The following is a 23016-nucleotide window of genomic DNA, read 5'->3' as shown; positions in this document are numbered from 1 at the left end:
GCACCCCCCTGGGATCTCCCTAGACTCGGCGGATGCTGCTCGGTCGCGAGCGCGAGCGATCCCTGATCGCGGGCCTGCTGTCGGGCGCGCGGGTGGGGCAGAGCGCCGTCCTGGTGCTGACCGGCGACGCGGGCATCGGCAAGAGCACGCTGCTCGACGACGCCGCCGCCTCGGCCGCGGGCATGCAGGTGCTGCGCGCGACCGGCACCGAGTCCGAGACCGAGGTGCCCTTCGGCGCGCTGCTGCAGCTCCTCCGGCCGGCGCTGGTGCACCTGGACCGGATCCCTGCCCCGCAGGCCGAGGCCCTGGGGTCGGCCCTGGCGCTGCGACCCGGGACCGGCAGCGACCGCTTCGCCGTCGGCGCCGCGACGCTGAGCCTGCTCAGCCGCTTCGCCGAGGACGGCGCGCTCGTGGTCCTGGTGGACGACGCGCACCTGCTCGACCAGCCGTCGGCGCAGGCGCTGGTCTTCGCCGCGCGGCGGCTGACGGCCGACCCGGTGGTGCTCCTGGCCGCCGTCCGCGACGGGCGACCGTCGGCCCTCACCGACGCCGGCCTCCCCGTCCTGCACGTCGGCGGGCTCTCCCCCGCCGCCTCCGGCGAGCTGCTGACGTCGACGGGGCGACGACTCGGCAGCTCCGTCGCGGCGCGCCTGCACGAGGCGACGGGCGGCAACCCCCTGGCCCTCCTGGAACTGGTCGACGACGTGCCGCTCGTGGAGTCCCTGCCGCCGGGTGCGCCGGTCCCCGTCCCGGCCCGGATCGCCCGCGCCTTCGCGCTGCGGGCCGACCGGCTGTCCGCGCCCGCGCGCACCGCGGTGCTGGTCGCCGCCGTCGGCGGTGCCGACCTCGCCGTCGTCGCGCGGGCCTGCGGGCTGCTCGGGATCGATGCCGCGGTGCTGGACGAGGCCGAGGCCGCGGAACTGCTGCGGGTCGCCGCCGGGGTCGTCGCGTTCCGCCACAACCTCGTGCGCTCGGCGGTGTGGTCGGAGGCGCACCCCGGCCTCCGGCGCGACGTGCACCGCGCCGTCGCCGCCGCGCTCCCCGAGGACGACGTCGACCGGCGGGCCTGGCACCTGGCCGAGGCGGCCCTGGGCCCGGACGAGGACACCGCCCTGGTCCTCGACGCCGCGGCCGCCCGTGCCCGGGACCGCGGCGCCCATGCGGTCGCGGCCACCGCATCGGAGCGGGCGGCCCGGCTGAGCCCGGAGCCCGCCGGAGCCGTCCACCGGCTGGTCGCCGCGGCCGACTCCGCGTGGCGCGCGGGCCTGGCCGGCCAGGCGACGGCGCTGCTGGCGCGCGCCGAGGAGCTGCCACAGCCGCCGGCGCTGCGGGTCAGCGCATCGGGGCTGCGCGGCACGATCGCCGCCCGCACGGGCTCGGTGGAGAGCGCCCGCGACGAGCTCATGGCGGCTGCGGACCTGAGCGCGCCGACCGATCCCGACACGGCGATCCTGCTGCTGGCCGACGCCATCCTCGCCTGCTTCATCCTGGCCGACATCGCCACCGTGGCCGACGCCGCCGCCCGGATCGACCGGCTCGTCTACCGGGCCGTCACCGAGCCGGCCCGGTGGACGGCGGCCGTGGCGACAGGCGGGGCCGGCGTCCTCACCGGGCACGGGGGGCCGGAGCGGATCCGCCGCGCCGTCCGGCTGCTGCGTCCCGAGGGACCGCTGTTGCGGGACCCGCGGCTGGCACCCTGGCTGGTGCTGGGCGTGCTGTTCCTGCGCGAGCGCGGCACGGGCCGCGACGTCGTCACCACCGTCGTCGACGATCTCCGGCGGCGCAGCGACCTGGGCGGGCTGCCGTTCCTGCTCTTCCTGATCGCCCGCGACCAGGCCACGGACGACCGGTGGGACCTCGCCGAGGTGAACTACACCGAGGGCATCCAGCTCGCCCGGGAGACCGGCTCCACGTCGGACCTCGCCGCGTGCCTCGCAGGACTGGCGTGGCTGGAGGCCCGCCTGGGCCGGGAGGCCGCCTGCCGGGCGCACGCCGCCGAGGCGCTGGAGATCTGCGCGCCCCGGCACCTGGCGACCTTCCAGGTGTGGTCGCTGTCCGCGCTGGGCGGCCTGGAGCTCGCCCTCGGCCGGCCGCAGCAGGCGCTGGAGCACCTTCGGCGCCTCGACGCGCTGCTCGCCGGCGTGGGACTGGTCGACGTCGATCTGTCCCCTGCCCCGGAGCTGGCCGAGGCGATGGTCCATCTGGGCCGCACCGGGGAGGCCCGTGCGCAGGCGGCCCGCCATGCCGCCCGGGCCGCCGAGAAGGGCCAGCCGTGGGCCCTCGCCCGGGCTGCCCGGGCCGTGGCCCTGACCTGCGAGGATCCGGAGTTCGATCGTGAGTTCGCCCGGGCGCTCGACTTCCACGAGCGGACGCCGGACCGGTTCGAGCTGGCGCGGACGCAGCTGGCCTACGGCGCACGGCTGCGGCGGGCGCGGCGTCGGGTGGACGCCCGCGTCCAGCTCCGCGCGGCACTGGACACCTTCGACGCCCTCGGCGCCGCCCCGTGGGCCGAGCAGGCTGCGGGAGAGCTGCGGGCGACCGGCGAGACGGCCCAGCGACGGGGGGCCGACACGGTCGGCGACCTGACACCGCAGGAGCTGCAGATCGCCACCCTGCTGGCGGGTGGCCGCACGACCCGGGAGGCGGCCGCCGCGCTCTTCCTGAGTCCCAAGACGGTCGAGTACCACCTGCGGCACGTCTACCAGAAGCTCGGGGTGTCCTCCCGGGCCGCGCTCTCCAGCCGCCTCACGGAGCGGACCTGAGCCGATCGGGCAGGTCCCTGCGTGCGTCCGCTGCGGCGGCCTCCGACGTTTGGCGGGCGGAGCGCAACCCTGGTGTCCCCGGGGCTCCGCCCGAGGACAGCATGTGCGACTCCGCACAGTCTCGCAAGTGGACGTCCAGGACGTCTCTGGACACGTCGGGCGGCTCGCCCCCGTCATCGTGGAGGACGACGACCGCGACGCCGACGAGCCGGAGACACCCGCCCGCGTCTAGCCCCGACACCCCGGCGCCGAGGGCGAGGCATCGGGTGTCGCCGTTCCCGCGCATCCGCCCCGGCCGCCGGCGCCGAAGACCGCACGGTGTTCGTCTTCCTCTTCGCCGTGCCGGTGCTGCTCGTCGTCGTCCTCGGCTACGTGATCGGCCACGCCGTCTGGACCTGGCTCGCCGGGATGGTCGACGCCGGCTTCGGGACGTCGCTCACCGAGGGGGCCGAGATCGCCGGCTGGACGTCGGGCGTCCTCCTGCTCGCCGGCACGGTGCGGGCCCTTCTCGTCGTCCGGTGCCGGCGGGCGCGGTAGCGAGGAGGCCGAGGGCCGCCTTCGGCGATCCCGTGGTGACGGCCCGCAGCCCCAGCACCGGGCGGCGGACCGGACGCGAGGACGCCGGGACGCGCGGGACCGGCCGGGCCGCTACGGTTCCGCCCATGACTGCGCTCCGAGGGACGCGATGAGCGACGACGTCGTCGCCGAGGTGCTGGCCGCGGAGGACCGCCGCTACGAGGCGCTGCTGGGACCGGACCTGCCCGCGCTCGAGCGGCTGTTCCACGACCGACTCAGCTACGCGCACTCCAGCGGCGTGCGCGACACCAAGGCCGAGTACCTCGCCAAGATCGAGAACGGGTACTACGACTACTCGCGCCTGGACCACCCGGTGGAGCGGGTCGACGTCCTCGGCGACACCGCCGTCGTGGTGGGCCGGATGGACGCCGACCTGCTGGTGGAGGGGACGCCGAAGACGCTCGACGTGCTCGCCCTGGCGGTGTGGACGCGCGACACCGGCGAGTGGCAGCTGCTGGCCTACGCCTCTACGCCGCTGCCCGCCTCGACGCCGCTGCCCCGCGGCTGATCCCCGCCGGTCACGGCGCCTTGGGGATCATGATCCACAGGATGATGTAGACGAGCTCGCCCACACCGAAGAGACCGAAGAGCACGAAGGCCACGCGCATGAGCCCGCGGGAGAGGCCGAAGCGATCGGCCAGCGCCGCGCAGACTCCCGCGATGACCTTGCCGGACCGGGGCCTGACCAGTGTCGATGCCATGCCGTGCCCCGTACCCGCGGTCCGGCCGGGCGAACACGCGCCCGGCCGGGCCGGTCAGCGGCTGCGGTAGAGCCGCGTCGTGATCGGCAGGAAGACCGCCGCCAGCACCGCGGCGACGACCAGGGCGACGACGATCGCCTCGCCGTCCGGGGTGCCGTCCATCAGCGACCGGCAGGCCGTCGCCAGGATCGAGATGGGGTTGACGTCGACGAAGGCCTGCAGCGGGCCGGGGAGGGTCTCGGGGTCGACGAAGACGTTGGACAGGAACGTCAGCGGGAAGATCCCCATGAAGCCTGCGTTCATCACCGCGTTCGGCGAGCGCAGCAGCAGCCCGAGCACCGAGAACACCCACGACAGCCCGAACGAGAAGACGACGACCAGGGCGAGCGAGGCGACCGCGCCGCCCACGCCGGCGTCGGGGCGGTACCCCAGGGCGACCCCCACGGTGATGATCACCGTGCCGGCGATGACGTAGCGGACGCTGTCCCCGAGCAGCGAGCCGAGCAGTGGCGCCGGCCGCCAGATCGGCAGCGAGCGGAAGCGGTCGACGACGCCCTTGGTCAGGTCGGTGTTGAGCGAGACGCCGGAGTAGACGGTGGTGAACAGGACCGACATGACCAGCAGACCGGGCAGCGTGTAGTCCAGGTAGGCGCTCGTCGAGCCGGCGATCGCGCCACCGAACAGGTAGGTGAACATCAGCAGGAACATGACCGGGGTGACGGTCACGTCCAGCAGCTGCTCGGGGACGTGCTTGACCTTGAGCATGCCGCGCCAGCCGAAGGTCAGCGCCGTCGACAGCGGCCCCGGCCGCGGCGGCCGGGCGGTGGTCGCGATGGCCTGGCGGACGGCGGCGGTGTCGGCGCCGCCGGTCGTCGAGGTGGCGGTGCTCATGACGGCTGCTCCTCGAGGGTCGGGTCGCGCTCCTCGGCCAGGTGACCGGTGAGCGCCAGGAAGACCTCGTCCAGGCTGGGCTGACCGAGGGAGAACTCCGCGATGCCCACGCCGGCGCGGGCGAGTGCGGCCACCCCGTCCGCGGCCAGGGCGGCGTCGGAGCAGGCCACCGACAGCGCGGCCGGGTCGGGCTCGAGGACGACGGCGCCGACGACGCGCTCCAGGATGCCGGCGGCGTCGGGGCGGCGGTCGGGGTCGAGCAGCCGCACGTGCAGCCCGCCGGCACCGACCGAGGCCTTGAGCTGTGCCGGGGTGCCCTCGGCGATCACCCGGCCGCGGTCGATCACCGCGATCCCGTCGGCCAGCTGGTCGGCCTCCTCCAGGTACTGGGTGCAGAGCAGGATCGTCGTGCCACCCGCCTGCAGCGCCCGCGCGATCTCCCACACCTGCCCGCGCGAGCGGGGGTCCAGGCCGGTCGTGGGCTCGTCGAGGAACATGAGCCGCGGCGTCACGACGATGCTGGCGGCGATGTCGAGCCTGCGCCGCATGCCGCCGGAGTAGTGCTTCACCAGCCGGCCGGCCGCCTCGGCGATGCCGAAGGCCTCCAGCAGCTCCTCCGCCCGGGTCCGGGCGCCCGGGCGCGACAGCCCGAGCAGCCGGCCGAGCAGGATCAGGTTCTCCCGGCCGGTCAGCTCCTCGTCGACCGAGGCCAGCTGGCCGGTGAGGCTCACCAGGCTCCGGACGGCGTCGCCCTCGGTGCGGATGTCGTGCCCCAGCACCCGGGCGCTGCCCGCGTCGGGCGGGATCAGCGTGGCCAGCATGCGGATGACCGTCGTCTTCCCCGCGCCGTTGGGCCCCAGGACCCCGTAGATGGATCCCTCGGGCACGGCGAGGTCGACCCCGGCGACCGCCTGCGTGGCCCCGAAGGACTTCACCAGCCCGGTGGCCTCGATCGCGAGCGGTGCGTGCGTCGTCATCGGTCTCCTCCCCCTCGCCCCCGCAACTCCTGTCCCCTGTCAGACGCAGGGTGCTCGCCGAACTGAGCGGTCGCCACCGACTTTCCTGCCCGACAGCGCGCGGATCCGGTCAGCCGCGGGGCGCGATGTCCAGGAGGTCGCCGGGTCGGCAGGCGAGGACGTCGCAGACCGCCGTGAGGGTGGAGAAGCGGACGGCACGCGCCCGGTCGTTCTTCAGCACGGAGAGGTTCACCACCGAGACCCCGGCCCGGTCGGCGAGCTCGGCGAGCGTCATCCCCCGGTCGGCCAGCACGGCGTCGAGCCGGCAGACGATGCGGTGACCGGTGGTACCGGTGTCGGTGTCGCCTCCGGTCACACGAGCCCGTCGACGTCGGCGGCCATCGCCGCGCCACGGCGGAACGCCTCGGCGACGCCCAGGATCACGACGGCGAGGGCGACGGGCGCCAGGGAGAACGAGGTGACGACCGTGAACCGGGAGCCGTCCGAGAGGACGCCCAGGTGCTCGAGCGCGGCCACCGCGGCGGCCTCGCGGAGCACCGGCGCGAGGATTCCCCCGGCCACCACGGCGACCGCCACCACAGCCAGCCAGGTGGGGTTGCGCCGTGCGAACGGCCGTCCCGTCCGCACGGTCCGCAGCACCTGGGCGAGTGCCAGCGCCCCCGTCGCGATCGCGAGGAACAGCACGACGTCGCCCGACTGCGCCAGCAGCCGCAGCCCGAGGGGGAGGTCCGGGACGTGCAGTCGGACCGGGATGAGGTTGCCCAGCAGGGTCGCACCCTCGGGGAGGTCGAGCCGGTCGTCCAGGTCGAGCCGGACCCGGTCGCTCAGGTCGACCCACACGTCGGCGGCGTCCCGGATGAGCCCCTGCACCAGGAGAACGGCTGCGACGAGGGCCGCCCCGGCGGAGACCAGCGCCAGCACGACTGCGTAGGCACCCGCTGCACGGGGGCCCAGCAGCGGCTTCGTCGTCGGCATGGCGGGGACCATATCGACAGTCGTTATGCCAGGGGAAGCGCTCCACGCCGGGGAAGGTGAGGGACGCGGGTTCGCCGTGACCGCCCGGCCGGTAGGAAGGGGGGATGACCGACGCCGCTCCCACCCTCGCCCAGCTCGCCGCCGAGGAGGAGGAACTGCAGTTCGCCCGGTTCACCGCCGACGACGCCTGGGAACTCGGCTCCGCCCTGGTCGCCACGGCGCGCGCGGACCACCTGCCCGTCGCCGTGGACATCACCCGCAACCGGCACCAGCTCTTCCACGCGGCGCTGCCCGGGGCGACGCCCGACAACGACTCCTGGATCCGCCGCAAGCGGCGCGTGGTGAACCGCTTTGGCCACAGCAGCCTGTTCGTGCGCCAGGACAGCATCGAGCGCGGGACGACGTTCGAGGCCGAGTTCGGCCTGGACCCGGACCGCTACGCGGCCCACGGCGGCGCCTTCCCGCTCCTCGTGCGCGAGGTCGGCCCGATCGGTGTCGTCGTCGTGTCCGGCCTGCCCCAGGTCGAGGACCACCGGCTGGTCGTCGGCGCCCTCCGGGACCGGCTCGGCGGCTGACGCCGGTTGCCCGAGCGACCGGTCGGCGCGCCGGCCGCCGGTACGCTGGGGACGTGCCGCCCGCCGACCCGCCTGCCCCCGGAGCACCGGTGAGCGGGTCGCCGCAGCAGCCCGGTCCGGACGTCGGGCCGGTGGCCGGGCCGGCGAAGGACGTCGTGCGCCCCGACCCGTTCCGCTGGATCTGGTACGCCCTGGGCGGCGGACTCCCGGCCCGGTTCGCCCCCTGGGTCCTGCACGACACGACGACCCGCACCTGGGCGGTGCGGCACGTGCTGCGGTCGATGACCCAGCTGGCCGTGCCGATCGCGCTGGTGCTGCTGCTCGTCCCCGGCGAGTTCTGGATCCGCGGCATGGCCGCGCTGGGCGGGGTCTTCCTGGGGCTGTTCTTCTCCGTCGCGTACATGCCGGAGACCACCGAGAACCGGGTGGTGCGCGCCGGGTACCCGGCCGGCACGGCGACGGCCGCCCGCGACCGGGCGGCGCAGGCACGCGAGGTCGAGGAGAGCGTGCGCCGCCGGGCCGCCGCCGGCCGCCGGGCCGAGCGCTACCGCGCCCGGCTGGGGCGCTGACCGCCCGTCCGCCGTCCGGCCGCCCCGGGGCGTCCTGACCTGCGCGGCGGCCCGCCGCGCGCCCGGAGCGGTGGCACCCGGCGGGTAGGCTCGTCGGCGATGAAGCGCGATGACCGGCGTGGCGAGAGGTTCACCTACGAGGGCGTGGACATCTCCCCCGCCACCGGCGAGGTCACCTCGCGGTACTCCCTCGACGGCCGGCCCTTCCGGGAGGTCGTGCACCTCCCGGGAGACCTCGACTGGGGCTCACCGGGTGTCGCCGCGGCGGCCCGCGTCCTGTTCCTGCTGAGCGGCATCTCCTACTACAAGACCGCCGCGCCGCCGGTGATCGATCTCGGCGACACCCCGGTCACCGCGGACGAGATCGCCTTCCTGCGCGAGTTCTACGTCCAGGGCCTCGGCGAGTTCAGCTACGTCAACGACCTGCCCATCGACGACCTGCAGATCGTCGGCGGTCGCCCCGACCTGGCCGAGCCGGTGCCCTGGCAGCTGCCCGAGGAGCGGCCGCTGATCCCGTTCGGCGGGGGCATCGACTCGGTGGTGGTCGTCGAGGAGACGAAGCAGCAGTTCCCGGACAGCAGCCTCTTCATCGTCGGCCGGTTCGACCCGATCGAGGACGCCGCGGCCGTCACCGGGCTGCCGATCGTGCGGGCGAGCCGCACGCTGGACCCGCAGGTGCTGCGCAGCCGCGAGCTCGGGTTCCTCAACGGGCACGTCCCGGTCACCGGGGTCCTCTCCGCGATCGCCGTCCTCGCCGCCGTGCTCGACTCCCGCAGCGCGGTGATCATGAGCAACGAGTGGTCCGCCTCCTCCCCGACGATCGAGGTGGACGGGCGGGGGATCAACCACCAGTACTCGAAGTCGCTGGACTTCGAGTCCGGCTTCCGCACGCTGCTGGGCGCCGTGCTGCCCGGCTTCCGCTACTTCTCGGCGCTGCGGCCCTACTCGGAGCTGTGGGTCGCCGAGCGGTTCGCGCAGCTTCCCGAGTACCACCCGGTGTTCCGCAGCTGCAACCGCGCCTTCCACGTCGACCCGGCCCTGCGCGCCTCGGCCTGGTGCGGCGAGTGCGACAAGTGCGCCTTCATCGACCTGATCCTGGCGCCGTTCCTCCCTGCCGAGCAGCTGCGCGCCGTCTTCGGTGGCCGGGAACCGCTGGACCGGACGGAGATGCTGCCGCGGTTCCGCGGGCTGCTCGGCGACACCGCCGCCACCAAGCCGTTCGAGTGCGTCGGCGACGTCGGCGAGTGCCGGGTCGCGCTGGAGCTGGCCGCCGCCCGGCCCGACCGCGCCGGCAACCCCGTCCTCGCCCAGCTGCGCGCCGAGCAGCCACCGGCACCTGCGCCGGCCGACCGCTACTTCGCCCCGATGGGCGAGCACTTCATCGAAGCGCCGTATGCCGCCGACGATCTCCTGGTCTGACCTGCGCGACCGCGCGGTCGGGGTCTGGGGGCTCGGGGTCGAGGGCCGGGCGAACCTCCGGAAGCTGGCCGCTCTCGGCGTGACCCCGCGGGTCATGGTCGACGACCGGCCGGCCACCGCCGACGTCGTGAACACCGGGGCCGGCGGGCTCGAGGCGCTGGCCTCCTGCGACGTCGTGGTGAAGTCCCCCGGCATCTCCCGGACCCGGGAGGATCTCCGGGCGCTCGAGGCCGGTGGCGTGCCGGTCACCGGCGGGCTGGGCCTCTGGCTCGCCGAGGCCGACCGCGACCGGGTGCTGTGCATCACCGGGACCAAGGGCAAGAGCACCACCACCGCGATCGCCGGCCACCTGGTGACCGGGCTGGGCCAGCGGGTGCTGCTGGGCGGCAACTTCGGGACGGCGCCCTGGGACCCGGAGGCACCGCAGGACGTCGACTGGTGGGTGGTGGAGACCTCCAGCTACCAGGCCACCGACGTGACGCTCGGCCCAGCCGTCGTGGCCGTGACCTCGCTGAGCGAGGACCACCTGGACTGGCACGGCGGCCCCGGGAACTACTTCCGCGACAAGCTCTCGCTGTGCCGGCGTCCCGGGGTCCGGCGGGTGGTCGCGGACGGCGACAGCCCGCTGGTGCGCGCGCACGCCGAGCTGCTCGGCCCCGCCGTGACCTGGGTGCACGCCGCCGACGACCCGGGCTGGACGGGCGGCCTGGGGCTGCTGGGCGAGCACAACGTGCGCAACGCGCTGGTCGCCCGCGCCGCGCTGGTCGAGCTCGGCGTCCCGGGAGCCGACGACGACGGGCGGATCGCGTCCGCGGCGACGGGGTTCGCCGGTCTGGGCAGCCGGCTGCGCCCGGTCGGCCGGGTGGCCGGCGTGGACTTCGTGGACGACAGCCTGTCGACCAACGTGCTGCCGACCCTGGCCGCCGTGGAGGCCTTCCGCGGGCGGCGGGTGGCGTTGCTCGTCGGCGGCCACGACCGCGGCATCGACTACGCGCCGCTGGCCGACGGGCTCACCGGCCGCGCCGACCTGGTGGCGATCTGCCTGCCCGACAGCGGGGCGCGGATCGCCGCGGCGCTGCAGGCGGGGGCGCCGGACGTCGAGGTGCGCGAGGTGGCGGACCTGGCCGAAGGGGTGCGCTCCGGCTTCGACTGGGCGCGGCCGGACGGCGTCGTCCTGCTGTCCCCCGCCGCGCCGAGCTTCGGCCGCTACCGCGACTACCAGGAGCGTGCGGACGACTTCGTGCGCACGGTGGAGTCGCTCAGCGGGAGCTGACGGCTGCCGGGCGCGGGCGCACCTCGCGCGCGCCGGCGAGCGCGTGCCCGTCCTCGCAGACGAGGGCCAGGTGCACCGGCGCCCCGCAGCCGCGGTGCTCCAGCGCCAGGGGGGCGACGCCGTCCTCGGCCAGGTACCTGTCGCCCCACTGCATGAGCGCCACCAGCGTCGGATAGAGGTCGATCCCCTTGGGGGTCAGCCGGTACTCGTGCCGCTGACGCTCGCCCTCGGCCTGGTAGGGCACCCGGTGCAGGATGCCCTGCTCCACGAGCGTGGCCAGGCGGTCGGTCAGCACGGCCTTGGGGGCGCCCAGGTTGCGCTGGAGGTCGGCGAACCGGCGGACGCCGAGGAACGCCTCGCGCAGCACGAGCAGGCTCCACTTCTCACCGACCACGGCGAGGGTGCCGGCCACCGAGCAGCGGGACCGGTCCAACGAGGCGTCGCTCACACCGGGAGTCTAACCGGGCTGGGTTCACTTGACGAACCCTAAACGGAGGAGCACAGTTCGTTCTACGAACCCAGGAGGCCGGGATGGACATCGCGCTGTCTCCGCAGGTAACGCCGTGCGGCGGTCGGCAGTTCTGGCCGCTGGAACTGCCGTCTGTCGCACACGGTCGGCCGAGAACAGCGCCTGGCGGGCGCCGTGACGCTCGACGTCGACGTCGACGTCCTCACCGTCACGGGTCCGCTGCCCTCGGAGCCGGTATCCGCGTCCGCGCGGCCGGACTCCCTCCTCGCGACCGCTCACCACTGAGAGAAGAAGAAGGAACCGCCATGTCCCGCCTGCACACCTCCCTCGCCGCCCGTCGCGCCGCCCGGCGCCACCTACGCGAGGAGCGGGCGCTCGCCCGCGCCCTGGCCTCGGCCCCCACGGTCGAGTCGGCCCACGAGATCGCCACGCTGTCCGCCCGCCGCTGACCGCGCGCAAGGCCCGCCCGCCGGGGCGTCGCGCCGCTACGGTCGGGCGGCATGGACGTCTGGTCCAGCGGTGCGCGCTACGACGCCTACGTGGGGCGGTGGAGCCGGCCCGTCGCGGCCGAGTTCGTCCGCTGGCTCGACCGGTCCCCGGGCGCCCGGTGGCTGGACGTGGGCTGCGGCACGGGCGCACTCACCGAGGCCGTCCTCTCCGCCGCCGCGCCGACCACCGTCCTGGGCGTGGACCCCTCCCCCGGCTTCCTCGCCTCCGCGCGGAGGTCCGTCCAGGACCCCCGCGCGCGGTTCGGCGCCGGGGACGCACGGGCGCTGCCGGTCGGGAGCGGCTCGTTCGACGCGGCCGTCTCGGGGCTGATGCTGAACTTCGTGGCCGAGCGCACCGCGGCCCTGGGCGAGCTGCGCCGGGCGGTCGGGCCCGGAGGTGAGGTCGCCGCGTACGTCTGGGACTACCCGGCCGGGATGCAGCTGATGAGCGCCTACTGGGACACCGTGACGGAGCTCGGCCTCGCCGATCCGGCCGCGCACGAGGCGGTACGGTTCGGATTCTGCCGCCCCGGCGCGCTGCGCGCCGTGTTCACCGCGGCCGGCCTGACCGACGTCCGGACGACGGCGATCGTCGTCCCGACGACGTTCCGGGACCTCGAGGACCTCTGGTCCCCGTTCCTCGGCGGCACCGGACCGGCACCCGCCCACCTGGCATCGCTGCCCCTGGCCGATCGGGACTCCGTCCGGGACGGCGTCCGGAACCGGCTGCCCGCGGCGGAGGACGGCTCGATCCGGCTGACCGCGCGGGCCTGGGCCGTGCGGGGCTCGGCACCCTGAGCCGCAAACCGGCGGGCACGACGACCGGACTGCTTCCGGCCGGCGGCCGGATCCGGGACAGTGGGCGTCTCCGCCGAAGGAGGGCACCGTCATGGGCAACCACCGGTCGATAGTCGCCGGGGCTCTCGCGGGATACGTCGCCAGCCGCACGATGGACGCCGTGACGACGGTGTTCCACGGCCGCCAGAGCGAGGCCTCACGGCGTCGCGAGCAGGAGCTCGCCCCCGGCGGCGCCCTGGTCCAGCTCGGCACGCAACTCGGTGCCGCGGCGGGCCGGGAGCTCGACCCCGCCGCTGCCGGCCGGGTGGGGGTCGCCGTCCACCGGACGCTGGGCGTCACCTACGGGGTGATCGCGGCCGGGCTCGTCGAGCGCGGCTGGCGGCCGGTGCCGGCCGGCCTGGCGGTCGGCGCGATGGCCTTCCTCGTCGTCGACGAGGGCACCGCGCTGCCCATGGCCACGTCCTACCCCCTGGTCAGCCACCTGCGCGGGGTCGTCGGGCATGCGACGGTCGGCGGAACCATCGGCGTCCTGCTCGCCCTGACGGCTCCCGACGGGCTCAGCCGGCGTCCGGGCGCGACCGGCAGGCGTAGAGGAACGCCGGCGGCACGTTGAAGGGCGAGATGCGGCGGCGCACCGAGGTGAACAGCCGGTGCAGCTCGGACTGGATGAGCGGCGAGTACTGGATGACCAGCGCCACGCCGTCAGGGCCGAGCGCGGCGGGCATGGCCTGGAGGATGCGCCGGCGCAGGCCCGGCTCGAGCGAGGTGAACGGCAGGGCGCACACCAGCACGTCGGCCCGCTCCCCGCCCAGGTGCTCCCCGAGGTTCTCGGCCGAGTCGCAGACCACCTGCAGCCGGGGGTCGTCGAACCGGTCGCGCAACACCTCCGCCAGGCGCGGGTCGATCTCCAGGGCGACCAGCCGCGCGTCGGGACCCATGCGGGCGAGGACCTCGCCGGTCTGCGACCCCGTCCCCGCGCCGAGCTCGACCACCAGGGAGGCGCCGGGCACGTCCGCCATGTCGAGCATGTCGCGCACGGCGAGCCGTGAGGTGGGCAGGATCGCGCCGACCTGGCGCGGGTTGGCGACGAACGCGCGGAGGAAGCGGAGCCGATCGGCCAGTTGCTGGTTCATGCAGCCCTTCCGGAGCCCGGTGGAGCGGGTCCGGTGCCCGGCTCTCCGCAGCACGATGGCACGGACGACGCCGCGATGCAGCCCTGCGGCGCCCGCGCCACCCTCCCGGACGCTCCCCGGACGGGTGACGCGACCGGTCGGAAACACGCTGGTGGGAGCCGACGTCCCCACGATCGCGCCGGACAGCGTAGGGTTCTCCTCGGTCGCTGTTGTGCCTCTGCTTCGTTCTTGAACGTCCGCAGTCGTCTTCTGCCTGACGTTCCTCTCGGTCCTGCCGGTGGTGCAGCGACCCGAGGACCGGCACTAGCTGGTCCGGACACCCCCAGCACGGAATGAGAACAGCATGGCTCAGGGCACTGTGAAGTGGTTCAACGCGGAGAAGGGCTTCGGGTTCATCGCCCAGGACGGCGGCGGCGCCGACGTCTTCTGCCACTACTCCGCCATCGTCTCGGACGGCTACAAGTCGCTCGACGAGGGCCAGCAGGTCGAGTTCGACGTCACGCAGGGCCAGAAGGGCCCCCAGGCGGAGAACGTTCGCCCCATCTGATCCATCGGGACGGGGGTCACGGCGCATCGCGCCGTGGCCCCCGTTCTGCTTTCCCGGCCCGGGTCCGACGTCGACCGCACCGGGCGGACCGCGCCTTTCCGGGACCCTTCCGGCGCGCGGGTGCGGGGCCGTCCGGGGGGCGCCGTAACGTTCACGCCATGAGTCGCACGCACCCCGAGCTCCGCACCCCGCCACCACTGACCGACGGCGGCCTGCGCGTGACCGCCCTGGGTGGCCTCGGCGAGATCGGCCGGAACATGACGGTGTTCGAGCACCGCGGGAAGCTGCTGGTCGTCGACTGCGGCGTGCTGTTCCCCGAGGAGCACCAGCCGGGCATCGACGTGATCCTCCCGGACTTCACCTCGATCCGGGACCGGCTCGACGACGTCGTGGCGATCGTGCTGACCCACGGCCACGAGGACCACATCGGCGGCGTGCCCTACCTGCTGCGCGAGCGCGCCGACATCCCGCTGGTCGGCTCGAAGCTGACGCTGGCGTTCATCGAGGCCAAGCTCAAGGAGCACAAGATCCGGCCGGTCACCGTGGAGGTGACAGAGGAGGACCTGGTCGACTTCGGTCCCTTCGGGCTGGAGTTCCTGGCCGTCAACCACTCGATCCCGGACGCGCTCGCCGTCGCCATCCGCACCGCGGCCGGGCTGGTCCTGCACACCGGCGACTTCAAGATGGACCAGTTCCCCCTGGACCGCCGGATCACCGACCTGCGCGGCTTCGCCCGGCTCGGCGAGGAGGGCGTGGACCTCTTCCTCACCGACTCCACCAACGCCGAGGTGCCGGGCTTCACGACGTCGGAGGGCGAACTCGTCCCGGCGATCGAGAAGGTCTTCCGCACCGCGCCCCGCCGGGTGATCGTCTCCAGCTTCGCCAGCCACGTGCACCGGATCCAGCAGGTGCTCGACCAGGCCCACGCGCACGGCCGCAAGGTGGCCTTCGTGGGCCGGTCGATGGTCCGGAACATGGGCATCGCCCGCGACCTGGGCTACCTGAACGTGCCCGACGGCCTGGTCGTGGACATGAAGGTCCTGGAGAAGCTGCCGGCCAACCAGGTCTGCCTGATCTGCACCGGGTCCCAGGGCGAGCCGATGGCCGCGCTGTCCCGGATGGCCAACCGCGACCACGTCATCCGGATCACCGAGGGCGACACGGTGCTGCTGGCCAGCTCGCTCATCCCCGGCAACGAGAACGCGATCTACCGGGTGATCAACGAGCTCACCCGCTGGGGCGCCGACGTGGTGCACAAGGGCAACGCGAAGGTGCACGTCTCCGGGCACGCGAGCGCCGGCGAGCTCGTCTACTGCTACAACGTCGTGCAGCCGCGCAACGTGATGCCGGTGCACGGCGAGTGGCGGCACCTGAAGGCCAACGCCGAGCTCGCGATCCGGACCGGGGTGCACCCCAAGGGGGTCGTCGTGGCCGAGGACGGGTTCGCCGTGGACCTCGTCGACGGCCGGGTGCGGATCGCCGGCAAGGTGCAGGCTGGCAACGTCTACGTCGACGGCCAGACCGTCGGCGGGGCCACCGAGACGCACCTGAAGGACCGGCGCAACCTGGCCGAGGAGGGCGTCATCACCGTGGTCGCCATCGTCGACGCCGACACCGGCCTGCTGGCCGAGCCGCCGGACTTCCTCGCCCGCGGCTTCGTCCACGACGAGCGGACCTTCGACGCCGTGGTCCCCCTGGTCGAGAAGGCGCTGGCGAAGGCGGCCGAGGAGGGCGTGGGCGGGGCGACGCAGCTGGAGCAGCTGATCTCCCGCGCCGTCGGCCAGTGGGCGCACCGCACCTACCGGCGGAGCCCGATGATCATCCCGATCGTCATCGACGCCTGAGCCGGCGTCCCGTCCCGAGGGGGTGACCCCGCCGGGGCGGGAACGCCGGCCGCGGGCGCAGCGTTCTGGATCTGGGCCCGCCTTCAGCTGCACCCCCGTGCTGCCGATGCTCCCCGTGGGACCGGCACCGACGATCGAGGAGTGGTCAGTGGACTACCTGCGCCAGCTGCAGATGGAGCGACCCGTCCTCTTCTGGGTGGTGGTGCTCGTCGCCTTCATCGTCGGGTTCCAGCTGCTGATCTTCGTGGCCGGGCTCGTCCTCGGCCCGCTCGGGCTGCCGCCGTGGGCACCGCTGGTCGCCGTCCTCGGCGTCCTCGTCCTCATCGCGCGCCGCCAGCAGCGGTGACCGGCCCGGCGCCCTCGCGGCGCTGACGGTGCCCCCGGCCGCTGAGCCGTTCCGCACGGCAGTCACCCGTCGGGGACGGTGCGACCGTCCCCGACGGGGAGATCAGGCCTGGCGCTGCAGGACGAAGTCGTACCGCGCCTCGATCCAGGGCACGTCGATCGACCCGCCGTCGGGCGTGGGGCCGGGCTCCCGCTCCTCGAACCGGACCACCAGCTCCTGCTTGGTGCCGAACACGACGTCGCTGTCGAGGTACTCCGCCCCCTCCTGGAACAGGTGGGTGATCAGCGGCTCGAAGCCGGGCTCGTTGATCAGGAAGTGGATGTGGGCCGGGCGGAAGTGGCTGATCGCCGTGCGGCCGATGAGGTCGCCGACCGGCCCGTCCATGGGGATCGTGTAGCCCTTCGGTGCGATGGTGCGGACGCAGTAGCGGCCGTCCTCGCGGGCGGCGTACTTGGCCCGGAGGCGTGCCTCGTCGACCTCGCCCAGCTGGGCCTCGTAGACGCCCTCGTCGTCGGCCTGCCAGACGTCGAGCACCGCGTTCGGCACCGGCGCACCGCCGAGGTCGCGCACGGTGCCGTGCACGAAGAGCGGCACCCCGGCCAGGCCCTGCGACATGTCGCCGCCGAACCCGAGGTCCGGGGAGCCCTCGATGTGGAACGGGCCGAGCACGGTCGCCGGAGTGGCGGCCGGGTCCAGCCTGTGGTTCATCTGGACGACGAGCATCGACAGGCCGAGGACGTCGGAGGCGAGGATGAACTCCTCGCGCTTCTCGTTGCTGATCTGGCCGGTGGCGGTCAGCCACTGCATCGCCGCCATCCACTCCGCCTCGGTCAGCCGGACCTCGCGGGCGAACTCGTGCAGGTGCCGGACCAGGGCGGTCATCAGCTCCGCCAGGCGCGGGTCCTTCGCCGTGGCCCAGCGCTCCACCGCCAGGTCGGTGATGTTCTCCTCGGTGACCAGCTGCACGGCTTCCTCCTGCGGTGGTGGTGCGGTCGGCGGGCGCCGGCCGCGGAACGGTCGGGTCAGGGTGTCAGGACCAGTCGCGCCGCGGCCCGGCCCTCGGCCTGGCGGGTCCAGGCCTCGGACACCGCCTCCAGGGGCAGGACCTCGTGCGCCACCGAGATCCGCCCCTGCGCGGCGTGCCGGGCCACCGAGGCGAGCGCGTCGGCCCGCTCGGCCGGGGTCAGCGCGTTGTTCGTGTACCCGAGCACGTCCGCCGAGCGGCTGCGCAGCACGGCCGAGGAGAACTCCGCGACGTCTCCCGAGGCGCCGCCGAGGTTCACCAGGCGCCCGTGGTCGGCGAGCACGCGGGAGGCCGCGGTGGCCGCGATCCCGAACACCGGGTCGACGACGACGTCCGCCCGGCCGCCGCACGCGTCGGCGAACCGGCCGGTGAGCGCGTCGACGTCGCCCTCCAGCGGCACCACCGCGTCGGCACCCAGCCGGCGGGCCCGCTCCTGGGCACCGGTCGACCGGCACACCGCGACCACGCGGCCCGCGCCGAGCACCCGGGCGGCACCGATCGCGGCCTGGCCGACCGCGCCGCCCGCGCCGAGGACGAGGACGGTCTCCCCCTGCGCGAGCCGGGCGCGGTCCGCGAGCACCATCCACGCGGCCACGGCCGAGAGCCCCATTGCCGCGAGGGATGCGTCGGGCAGGTCGACGTCCACGGGCACGAGGTCGGCCTCGGCGACGGTGCAGCGCTCGGCCAGGCTGCCGTCGCCCGGCGCCATGCCCGCGCTCGTGGCGAACCAGACGCGGGTCCCGGCCGGATGTGCGGCCGACTCCTCGACCACGCCCACGCCCTGCACCCCCGGCACGTAGGGGACCGCGGGGCGGCCGAAGTAGGAGGTGCCGGAGGCCGCGAGCTGGTCCAGCGGCACGATCGGCGCGGCGGTCACCCGGACGACGGCGCGGCCCGCGGCGGGCGCGGGATCGGGGTGCTCCGCGTGGACCGGGGCCTCCCCCGGCGTGGACAGGACGGCAGCGCGCACGTCGGCCTCCTCAGGCGCTCGCGTCGCCCCCGGCCGCCGGCAGCGGCGCGGGTTCGAACGGGTCGGGATCGACCGGCCGGTTGTTCAGGTCGACCGAGAGGAACACGTCGTTGGCCACCGGGTGGCGCAGCTCCTCGGCGAGCTGGCCGATCAGGCCGGCGGTGCGCGCGAGGAGGGCGAACCCGCGGAGCAGCTCCAGCGGCAGCCCCAGGTCGGCCAGCGCGGCTCCGCACACGCCCGCTCCGTTGAGCGGCAGCCGCTTGCCGAGCACCTGCTCGTGCACCCGGCCGATGGCGGTGAACAGCGACAGGTGCGGGCCGACCAATCCCTCCTCCGTCGCGATCTCGATCAGCCGTGGCGTCCGCGGGTCGCCCTGCTTGTGCACGTGGTGGCCGAGGCCGGGGACGAAGCGTCCCGCGGCCCGCTGGGCGGTCACCGTCTCCAGCGCCAGCGCGTCCCAGCCGGCGTCGTCCGTGGGCAGCCCGCCGTCGGTCCGGGCCAGGACGTCGTGCAGGAACCGGCCGCAGTCCTCGGTGACGCCCAGGAACCGGGAACCGCCGCCGAGCAGGCCCGCGGCGAGCGCGCCCTGGATCGAGTCCGGCGCCGACAGGTAGGTCAGCCGGGTGACGATGGCGGTCGGGGTGAACCCGTGGTCGGCCAGGGCGGCCAGGACCGCCTCGAACACGCGGGTCTCGCCGGGCGTGGGACGGCGCTGGGTGGCCAGCCAGAAGGACAGCTCGCCGAAGCCGACGGTGCCCATGACGTCCCGGGCGAGGTCGGTGCCGAGCAGGGTGATCGTCTCGAGGCTCGCCGCCCCGAGCGCCGTCGGGTACACCGGCTGGTCGGTCACGGTCGCCCCTCCTCCGCCGGGGTGCTGAGCCAGGACCGGATTTCGGCGCCGTGCTCGTCCAGGCCCGGCGGGGGCAGCCGGTAGTCGGCGGCGGTGGCGGAGAAGGTGATCGGGTTGCGGATCGAGGGCACCGCCGCGTCCCCCTCGCCCGCGGTGATCACCGGGTCCAGGCCGATCTCCTCGGCGAAGGCGACGCCCTGGTCGATGGTGTTGATCGGCCCGCACGGCACGCCGGCGCCGATGATGTCGCGGAACCAGTCCATCTTCGAGCGGGTGCGCAGCCGCTCGACCAGCAGCGGGCGCAACTCGTCCCGGTTGGCCGTCCGGTCCTCGTTGTGGCGGAACCGCGGGTCCTCCACCAGCTCGGGCAGCCCGAGCACCCCGCACAGCTTGCGGAACTGACCGTCGTTGCCGGCGGTGACGATCAGGTCGCCGTCGGCGCAGGGCAGCGGTTCGTAGGGGAAGAGGCTCGGGTGGCTGTTGCCCATCCGGAAGGGCACCACGCCGCCGGCGACGTAGGCACTGGTCTGGTTCACCAGTCCGGACAGCGCCGAGGACAGCAGGTTGACCTCCACGTGCTGGCCCCGGCCGGTCTCGCGCCGGTGGTTGAGCGCCGCCAGGACCCCGATCGTCGCGTGCAGGCCGGCCATGACGTCGAACAGCGCGACGCCGGCGCGGTACGGCTCGCCGTCCGGGTCGCCGGTCAGACTCATGAAGCCCGAGATCGCCTGCACGATCAGGTCGTACCCGGGCAGCTGGGCGCCCCCCGGCCCGCTGCCGAAGCCGCTGATCGACGCGTAGACGACGCCGGGGTTGACCGCCGCCACGCTGTCGTAGTCCAGCCGGAAGCGGCCCAGGCCCCCGGGCTTGAAGTTCTCCACGAACACGTCGGCCCGGCGGGCGAGCTCCTGGGCCAGCGCCGCGTCGTCCGGGTCCTTGAGGTCGAGGGCGACCGACCGCTTGTTGCGGTTGGCGCCGAGGTAGTAGGTGGCCACCCCCTCGCGCACCGGTGGCTGCCAGGTGCGGGTGTCGTCGCCCGCGGGGCCCTCCACCTTCACCACCTCGGCGCCGAGGTCGGCCAGCAGCATCGTGCTGTAGGGCCCGGCGAGGATGCGGGAGAAGTCGGCGACGAGGATGCCGGACAACGGCCCGCGGCCCGTTCCCGCCCCGGCGGCCGGTCCTGGAGTCATCGTGTCGCGTTCCCTTCGGCCAGCGGTAACGGACGGGCGTCCGCGGATGCGCCCTGCAGTCTCTTCACGCCCGGCGGGCGCTGTCAACCGGGACGGCGGCGGCGTTCCGGATGGGAGGCCTCCCCCCTTGACAGTCCGGCGCCGGCCCGTGAGGGTGACCTGCATCGCACCCGTTCGCCGCTCTGCGGACATTCGTCCGGATGCGGGACGACGACGTCCGAGGAGGAGACGATGACCCATTCCGAGCCCGCTCCCGAGCCAGGCCGCCCGGTGGTCCTGCGCGGCGGGACGGTCCTGACCATGGACGACAGCTGCACGGTGCTCCGCGACGCCGACGTGCTGGTGGTCGACGACCGCATCGCGGCCGTGGGGCCCCGCCTGGAGGTGCCCGAGGGCACCCAGGAGATCGACGCGAGCGGCGGCATCGTCATGCCGGGGATGATCGACACCCACCGGCACATGTGGCAGACCGCGATGCGCGGGTACGGCGCCGACTGGACCCTCACCCAGTACTTCGTCTGGTACTACCTCGAGCACGGCAAGAAGTTCCGCCCGGAGGACATCGCGGCCGGCAACCGGCTGGCGGCCATCGAGTCGCTGGACGCCGGTGTCACCACGACCGTCGACTGGTCGCACAACCTGCACACCGTCGACCACGGCGAGGCCGCGATCGACGCGCTGCGGTCGGTGCCCGGCCGCTACGTGATGGCCTACGGCAACATCCAGGCCGGCCCGTGGGAGTGGGCCACCGACCCGGCCGTCCGCGCGATCCTCGAACGCCTGCGCGACGCCGGCGACGACCTCATGGGCGTCCAGCTCGCCTTCGACGTCACCGGCGACCCGGCCTTCCCCGAGAAGGCGGCCTTCGAGGTGGCCCGCGACCTGGGCATCCCGGTCACCACGCACGCGGGCGTGTGGGGCGCGACCAACGACGACGGCATCCGGCTGATGCACGAGCACGGCTTCATGACGCCGGAGACCGTGTACGTGCACGCCTCGACGCTCACCCGCGACAGCTACCAGCGGATCGCGGCCACCGGCGGCTCGATCTCGGTGTCCACCGAGTCCGAGTGCAGCGCCGGCCAGGGGCACGCCCCCACCGAACAGGTCCTGCAGTACCAGATCCCGGTGTCGCTGTCGATGGACACCAGCGTCTGGTGGAGCGGCGACATGTTCTCCGCGATGCGGTCGACCCTGAACGCCGACCGCATGTCGGAGCACCTGACCGCCCACCTCAAGGGCGACACGATCACGCACCTGCGGCTGCGCGCCCAGCACGTGGTCGAGTGGGCGACGAAGGGCGGCGCGCACGCGATCGGGCGCACCGACATCGGCTCGCTCGAGCCGGGCATGAAGGCCGACGTCGTGCTGATCAAGAACGACGCCTCCCCCGTGTCGTTCCCCATGCTCAACCCGTTCGGGCACGTGGCGTTCCAGGCGCAGCGCGGGGACGTGCACACCGTGCTGGTGAACGGGCGGGTGGTGAAGCACGACGGCAAGCTGGTCGGCATCGACCTCGCCCCGGTCCGCCGGGAGATCGAGTCGACGATCGACCACCTGAAGGGCGTCTGCGGCGAGGACGTCTGGGAGCAGGGCATGTTCCCCGACATGCCCGAGGCCGAGGCGTCCATCCTGGCCAACCCGTACCAGTACTCCGACTACGAGGACGAGTCCAAGCGCGCCGGCGGCGAGGACCGCGTCCTCGGCCGCTGAGCAAGGGCCACCCTTCCCCCACGCCTCGCACGCCCGGCACGGGGGGAAGGGTGGCCGTACCAGCACGGCGGAGCCGACGAGGAGGACGAGCATGGCCGGACGTGGCACGGGGCCGGACTTCGTGGAGGCCCTGGCGCGGGGGCTCGACGTCCTCGCCAGCTTCGACGCCGCCCACCGCAGCATGTCGCTCACCGAGGTCGCGGCCGCGGCCGGGCTCGCCCGTCCGACGGCCCGGCGGCTGCTGCTGACCCTCGAGGAGCTGGGGTTCGTCCGCAGCTCCGGCGGCGCCTTCTCCCTCACCCCGAAGGTGCTCACCCTGGGGATGGCCTACGCCGGGTCGCTGGGCCTGTGGGAGATCGCGCGGCCGCACCTGGAGGCGCTGGTGGCCGGCACCGGCGAGTCCTCGTCGATGGCCCAGCTGGACGGCTCGGACATCGTCTACGTCGCCCGCGTGTCCGTGCCGAAGATCATCGCGTTGCGGGTGGAGATCGGCACCCGCTTCCCGGCGGTGCAGACCTCCCAGGGCAAGGTCCTGCTGGCCGCCCTGGCGCCGGACGAGCTGGCGGCGACGCTCGCCGTCCCCAGCCGGGCGGGCCTGCCCGCCTACATCGGCCGCTCCGCCGACCAGCTGCAGGCCGAGCTCACCGAGGTGCGCGCTCGCGGCTGGGCCCTCGCCGACGAGGAGCTGGCCCCGGGTGTCCGCTCGGTCGCGGTGCCCGTCCGGGACGGCGCCGGCATCGTCCGGGCCGCCATGAACGTCACGGTCCACGCGTCGGAGACCTCGCGGGAGCGGCTGCTGGAGGAGCACCTCCCCCGCCTGCTGCGCACCGCCGGCGACGTCAGCGCCGAATGGGCGCTGTGGCAGTCCCGGCCGCACACCGAGATCGCTTCCCCGGACGGCGTCGCGACCGCCTGAGCCGCGCGGC

26 protein-coding genes are annotated in these 23016 nt (G+C 74.3%); 15 read left to right on the top strand and 11 right to left on the bottom strand.

Annotation, left to right across the window (positions count from 1 at the left end; translation table 11 throughout):
- The first annotated feature begins 32 nt into the window (after positions 1–32).
- The 3 genes from BM142_RS22880 (at position 33) to BM142_RS22870 (ending at position 3846) form a co-directional block, all read left to right on the top strand.
- Complete coding sequence (locus BM142_RS22880; RefSeq protein WP_092203636.1) at positions 33–2762, top strand: ATP-binding protein; 2730 nt, start codon at positions 33–35, stop codon at positions 2760–2762.
- A gap of 318 nt (positions 2763–3080) precedes the next feature.
- On the top strand, positions 3081–3299 hold the full coding sequence (locus BM142_RS22875) for a hypothetical protein (protein WP_092203634.1): 219 nt from the start codon (positions 3081–3083) through the stop codon (positions 3297–3299).
- 148 nt (positions 3300–3447) lie between these two features.
- Complete coding sequence (locus BM142_RS22870) at positions 3448–3846, top strand: nuclear transport factor 2 family protein (RefSeq protein WP_092203632.1); 399 nt, start codon at positions 3448–3450, stop codon at positions 3844–3846.
- A gap of 10 nt (positions 3847–3856) precedes the next feature.
- On the opposite strand, the gene BM142_RS22865 is transcribed toward BM142_RS22870, so the two are convergent.
- The 5 genes from BM142_RS22865 to BM142_RS22845 all read right to left on the bottom strand — a co-directional run bounded on the left by BM142_RS22865 (position 3857) and on the right by BM142_RS22845 (position 6882).
- On the bottom strand, positions 3857–4039 hold the full coding sequence (locus BM142_RS22865) for a PspC domain-containing protein (protein WP_092203630.1): 183 nt from the start codon (positions 4037–4039) through the stop codon (positions 3857–3859).
- A gap of 54 nt (positions 4040–4093) precedes the next feature.
- Positions 4094–4930, bottom strand: coding sequence for an ABC transporter permease (locus tag BM142_RS22860; protein WP_092203628.1), 837 nt, complete (start codon positions 4928–4930; stop codon positions 4094–4096).
- Positions 4927–5907: an ATP-binding cassette domain-containing protein gene (locus tag BM142_RS22855; RefSeq protein WP_092203626.1), complete on the bottom strand. Its 981-nt coding sequence runs from the start codon at positions 5905–5907 to the stop codon at positions 4927–4929. The genes BM142_RS22860 and BM142_RS22855 overlap by 4 nt, the downstream gene beginning before the upstream one ends.
- Before the next feature lie 109 nt (positions 5908–6016).
- On the bottom strand, positions 6017–6262 hold the full coding sequence (locus BM142_RS22850; RefSeq protein WP_254791184.1) for a helix-turn-helix domain-containing protein: 246 nt from the start codon (positions 6260–6262) through the stop codon (positions 6017–6019).
- Positions 6259–6882: a DUF2975 domain-containing protein gene (locus tag BM142_RS22845; protein WP_175527417.1), complete on the bottom strand. Its 624-nt coding sequence runs from the start codon at positions 6880–6882 to the stop codon at positions 6259–6261. The genes BM142_RS22850 and BM142_RS22845 overlap by 4 nt, the downstream gene beginning before the upstream one ends.
- A 104-nt stretch (positions 6883–6986) precedes the next feature.
- Here BM142_RS22845 and BM142_RS22840 point away from each other — a divergent pair, with 104 nt between their 5' ends.
- From BM142_RS22840 to murD, 4 genes are all read left to right on the top strand, one after another.
- Complete coding sequence (locus BM142_RS22840) at positions 6987–7457, top strand: heme-degrading domain-containing protein (RefSeq protein ID WP_092203622.1); 471 nt, start codon at positions 6987–6989, stop codon at positions 7455–7457.
- An 89-nt stretch (positions 7458–7546) separates the two neighbouring features.
- Positions 7547–8026 carry a DUF5313 family protein gene (locus tag BM142_RS22835; RefSeq protein ID WP_254791183.1) on the top strand — a complete coding sequence of 160 codons (480 nt, stop codon included), beginning with the start codon at positions 7547–7549 and terminating at the stop codon, positions 8024–8026.
- A 99-nt stretch (positions 8027–8125) separates the two neighbouring features.
- Positions 8126–9445 carry a MurL-like N-terminal domain-containing gene (locus tag BM142_RS22830; RefSeq protein WP_092203620.1) on the top strand — a complete coding sequence of 440 codons (1320 nt, stop codon included), beginning with the start codon at positions 8126–8128 and terminating at the stop codon, positions 9443–9445.
- Entirely contained in the window at positions 9420–10718 is a 1299-nt protein-coding gene (murD, locus tag BM142_RS22825) for a UDP-N-acetylmuramoyl-L-alanine--D-glutamate ligase (protein ID WP_092203618.1), read from the top strand. The genes BM142_RS22830 and murD overlap by 26 nt, the downstream gene beginning before the upstream one ends.
- Here murD and BM142_RS22820 read toward each other — a convergent pair.
- Complete coding sequence (locus tag BM142_RS22820; RefSeq protein WP_092203616.1) at positions 10705–11166, bottom strand: winged helix-turn-helix transcriptional regulator; 462 nt, start codon at positions 11164–11166, stop codon at positions 10705–10707. The genes murD and BM142_RS22820 overlap by 14 nt on opposite strands.
- Before the next feature lie 326 nt (positions 11167–11492).
- On the opposite strand from BM142_RS22820, the gene BM142_RS24775 reads away from it, so the two are divergent.
- From BM142_RS24775 to BM142_RS22810, 3 genes are all read left to right on the top strand, one after another.
- On the top strand, positions 11493–11636 hold the full coding sequence (locus tag BM142_RS24775; RefSeq protein WP_175527416.1) for a hypothetical protein: 144 nt from the start codon (positions 11493–11495) through the stop codon (positions 11634–11636).
- A 51-nt stretch (positions 11637–11687) separates the two neighbouring features.
- Positions 11688–12473, top strand: a complete 786-nt coding sequence (locus BM142_RS22815) for a class I SAM-dependent methyltransferase (RefSeq protein WP_092203614.1) — start codon at positions 11688–11690, stop codon at positions 12471–12473.
- Positions 12474–12564: 91 nt separating this feature from the next.
- Positions 12565–13086, top strand: coding sequence for a hypothetical protein (locus BM142_RS22810; protein ID WP_092203612.1), 522 nt, complete (start codon positions 12565–12567; stop codon positions 13084–13086).
- On the opposite strand, the gene BM142_RS22805 is transcribed toward BM142_RS22810, so the two are convergent.
- Positions 13031–13606, bottom strand: coding sequence for a class I SAM-dependent methyltransferase (locus BM142_RS22805; RefSeq protein WP_092203657.1), 576 nt, complete (start codon positions 13604–13606; stop codon positions 13031–13033). The genes BM142_RS22810 and BM142_RS22805 overlap by 56 nt on opposite strands.
- A 343-nt stretch (positions 13607–13949) precedes the next feature.
- Between BM142_RS22805 and BM142_RS22800 the strand changes: the two genes are divergently transcribed.
- The 3 genes from BM142_RS22800 to BM142_RS22790 all read left to right on the top strand — a co-directional run bounded on the left by BM142_RS22800 (position 13950) and on the right by BM142_RS22790 (position 16343).
- Complete coding sequence (locus BM142_RS22800; RefSeq protein ID WP_089334648.1) at positions 13950–14153, top strand: cold-shock protein; 204 nt, start codon at positions 13950–13952, stop codon at positions 14151–14153.
- Positions 14154–14311: 158 nt separating this feature from the next.
- Entirely contained in the window at positions 14312–15997 is a 1686-nt protein-coding gene (locus tag BM142_RS22795) for a ribonuclease J (protein ID WP_092203610.1), read from the top strand.
- Between the two features lie 148 nt (positions 15998–16145).
- On the top strand, positions 16146–16343 hold the full coding sequence (locus tag BM142_RS22790; protein WP_092203655.1) for a hypothetical protein: 198 nt from the start codon (positions 16146–16148) through the stop codon (positions 16341–16343).
- Between the two features lie 102 nt (positions 16344–16445).
- Here BM142_RS22790 and BM142_RS22785 read toward each other — a convergent pair whose 3' ends face one another.
- Genes BM142_RS22785 through BM142_RS22770 form a run of 4 tightly spaced genes read right to left on the bottom strand, consistent with a single transcriptional unit; the run spans position 16446 to position 20377 of the window.
- Entirely contained in the window at positions 16446–17309 is an 864-nt protein-coding gene (locus tag BM142_RS22785) for a dioxygenase family protein (RefSeq protein ID WP_092203608.1), read from the bottom strand.
- Between the two features lie 56 nt (positions 17310–17365).
- The gene (locus BM142_RS22780; protein WP_092203606.1) at positions 17366–18337 is read right to left on the bottom strand and encodes a quinone oxidoreductase family protein; all 972 of its coding nucleotides are present in this window, start codon (positions 18335–18337) and stop codon (positions 17366–17368) included.
- A gap of 10 nt (positions 18338–18347) precedes the next feature.
- Entirely contained in the window at positions 18348–19187 is an 840-nt protein-coding gene (locus BM142_RS22775) for a citryl-CoA lyase (RefSeq protein ID WP_092203604.1), read from the bottom strand.
- Positions 19184–20377 (bottom strand): CaiB/BaiF CoA transferase family protein, encoded by a 1194-nt coding sequence (locus BM142_RS22770; protein WP_092203601.1) that lies wholly within the window; start codon positions 20375–20377, stop codon positions 19184–19186. Before BM142_RS22770 ends, BM142_RS22775 begins: the two co-directional genes overlap by 4 nt.
- Positions 20378–20608: 231 nt before the next feature.
- Between BM142_RS22770 and BM142_RS22765 the strand changes: the two genes are divergently transcribed.
- Positions 20609–22090, top strand: a complete 1482-nt coding sequence (locus BM142_RS22765) for an amidohydrolase family protein (RefSeq protein ID WP_092203599.1) — start codon at positions 20609–20611, stop codon at positions 22088–22090.
- A 91-nt stretch (positions 22091–22181) separates the two neighbouring features.
- Positions 22182–23006 (top strand): IclR family transcriptional regulator domain-containing protein, encoded by an 825-nt coding sequence (locus BM142_RS22760; RefSeq protein ID WP_092203597.1) that lies wholly within the window; start codon positions 22182–22184, stop codon positions 23004–23006.
- Positions 23007–23016 lie beyond the last annotated feature (10 nt).

The sequence above is a fragment of the Blastococcus tunisiensis genome, from assembly GCF_900112815.1.
Taxonomy (GTDB): Bacteria; Actinomycetota; Actinomycetes; order Mycobacteriales; family Geodermatophilaceae; genus Blastococcus_B; species Blastococcus_B tunisiensis.
The sequence above is the reverse complement of the archived record's forward strand: the minus strand, read 5'-3'. Positions and strand labels throughout refer to the sequence as shown.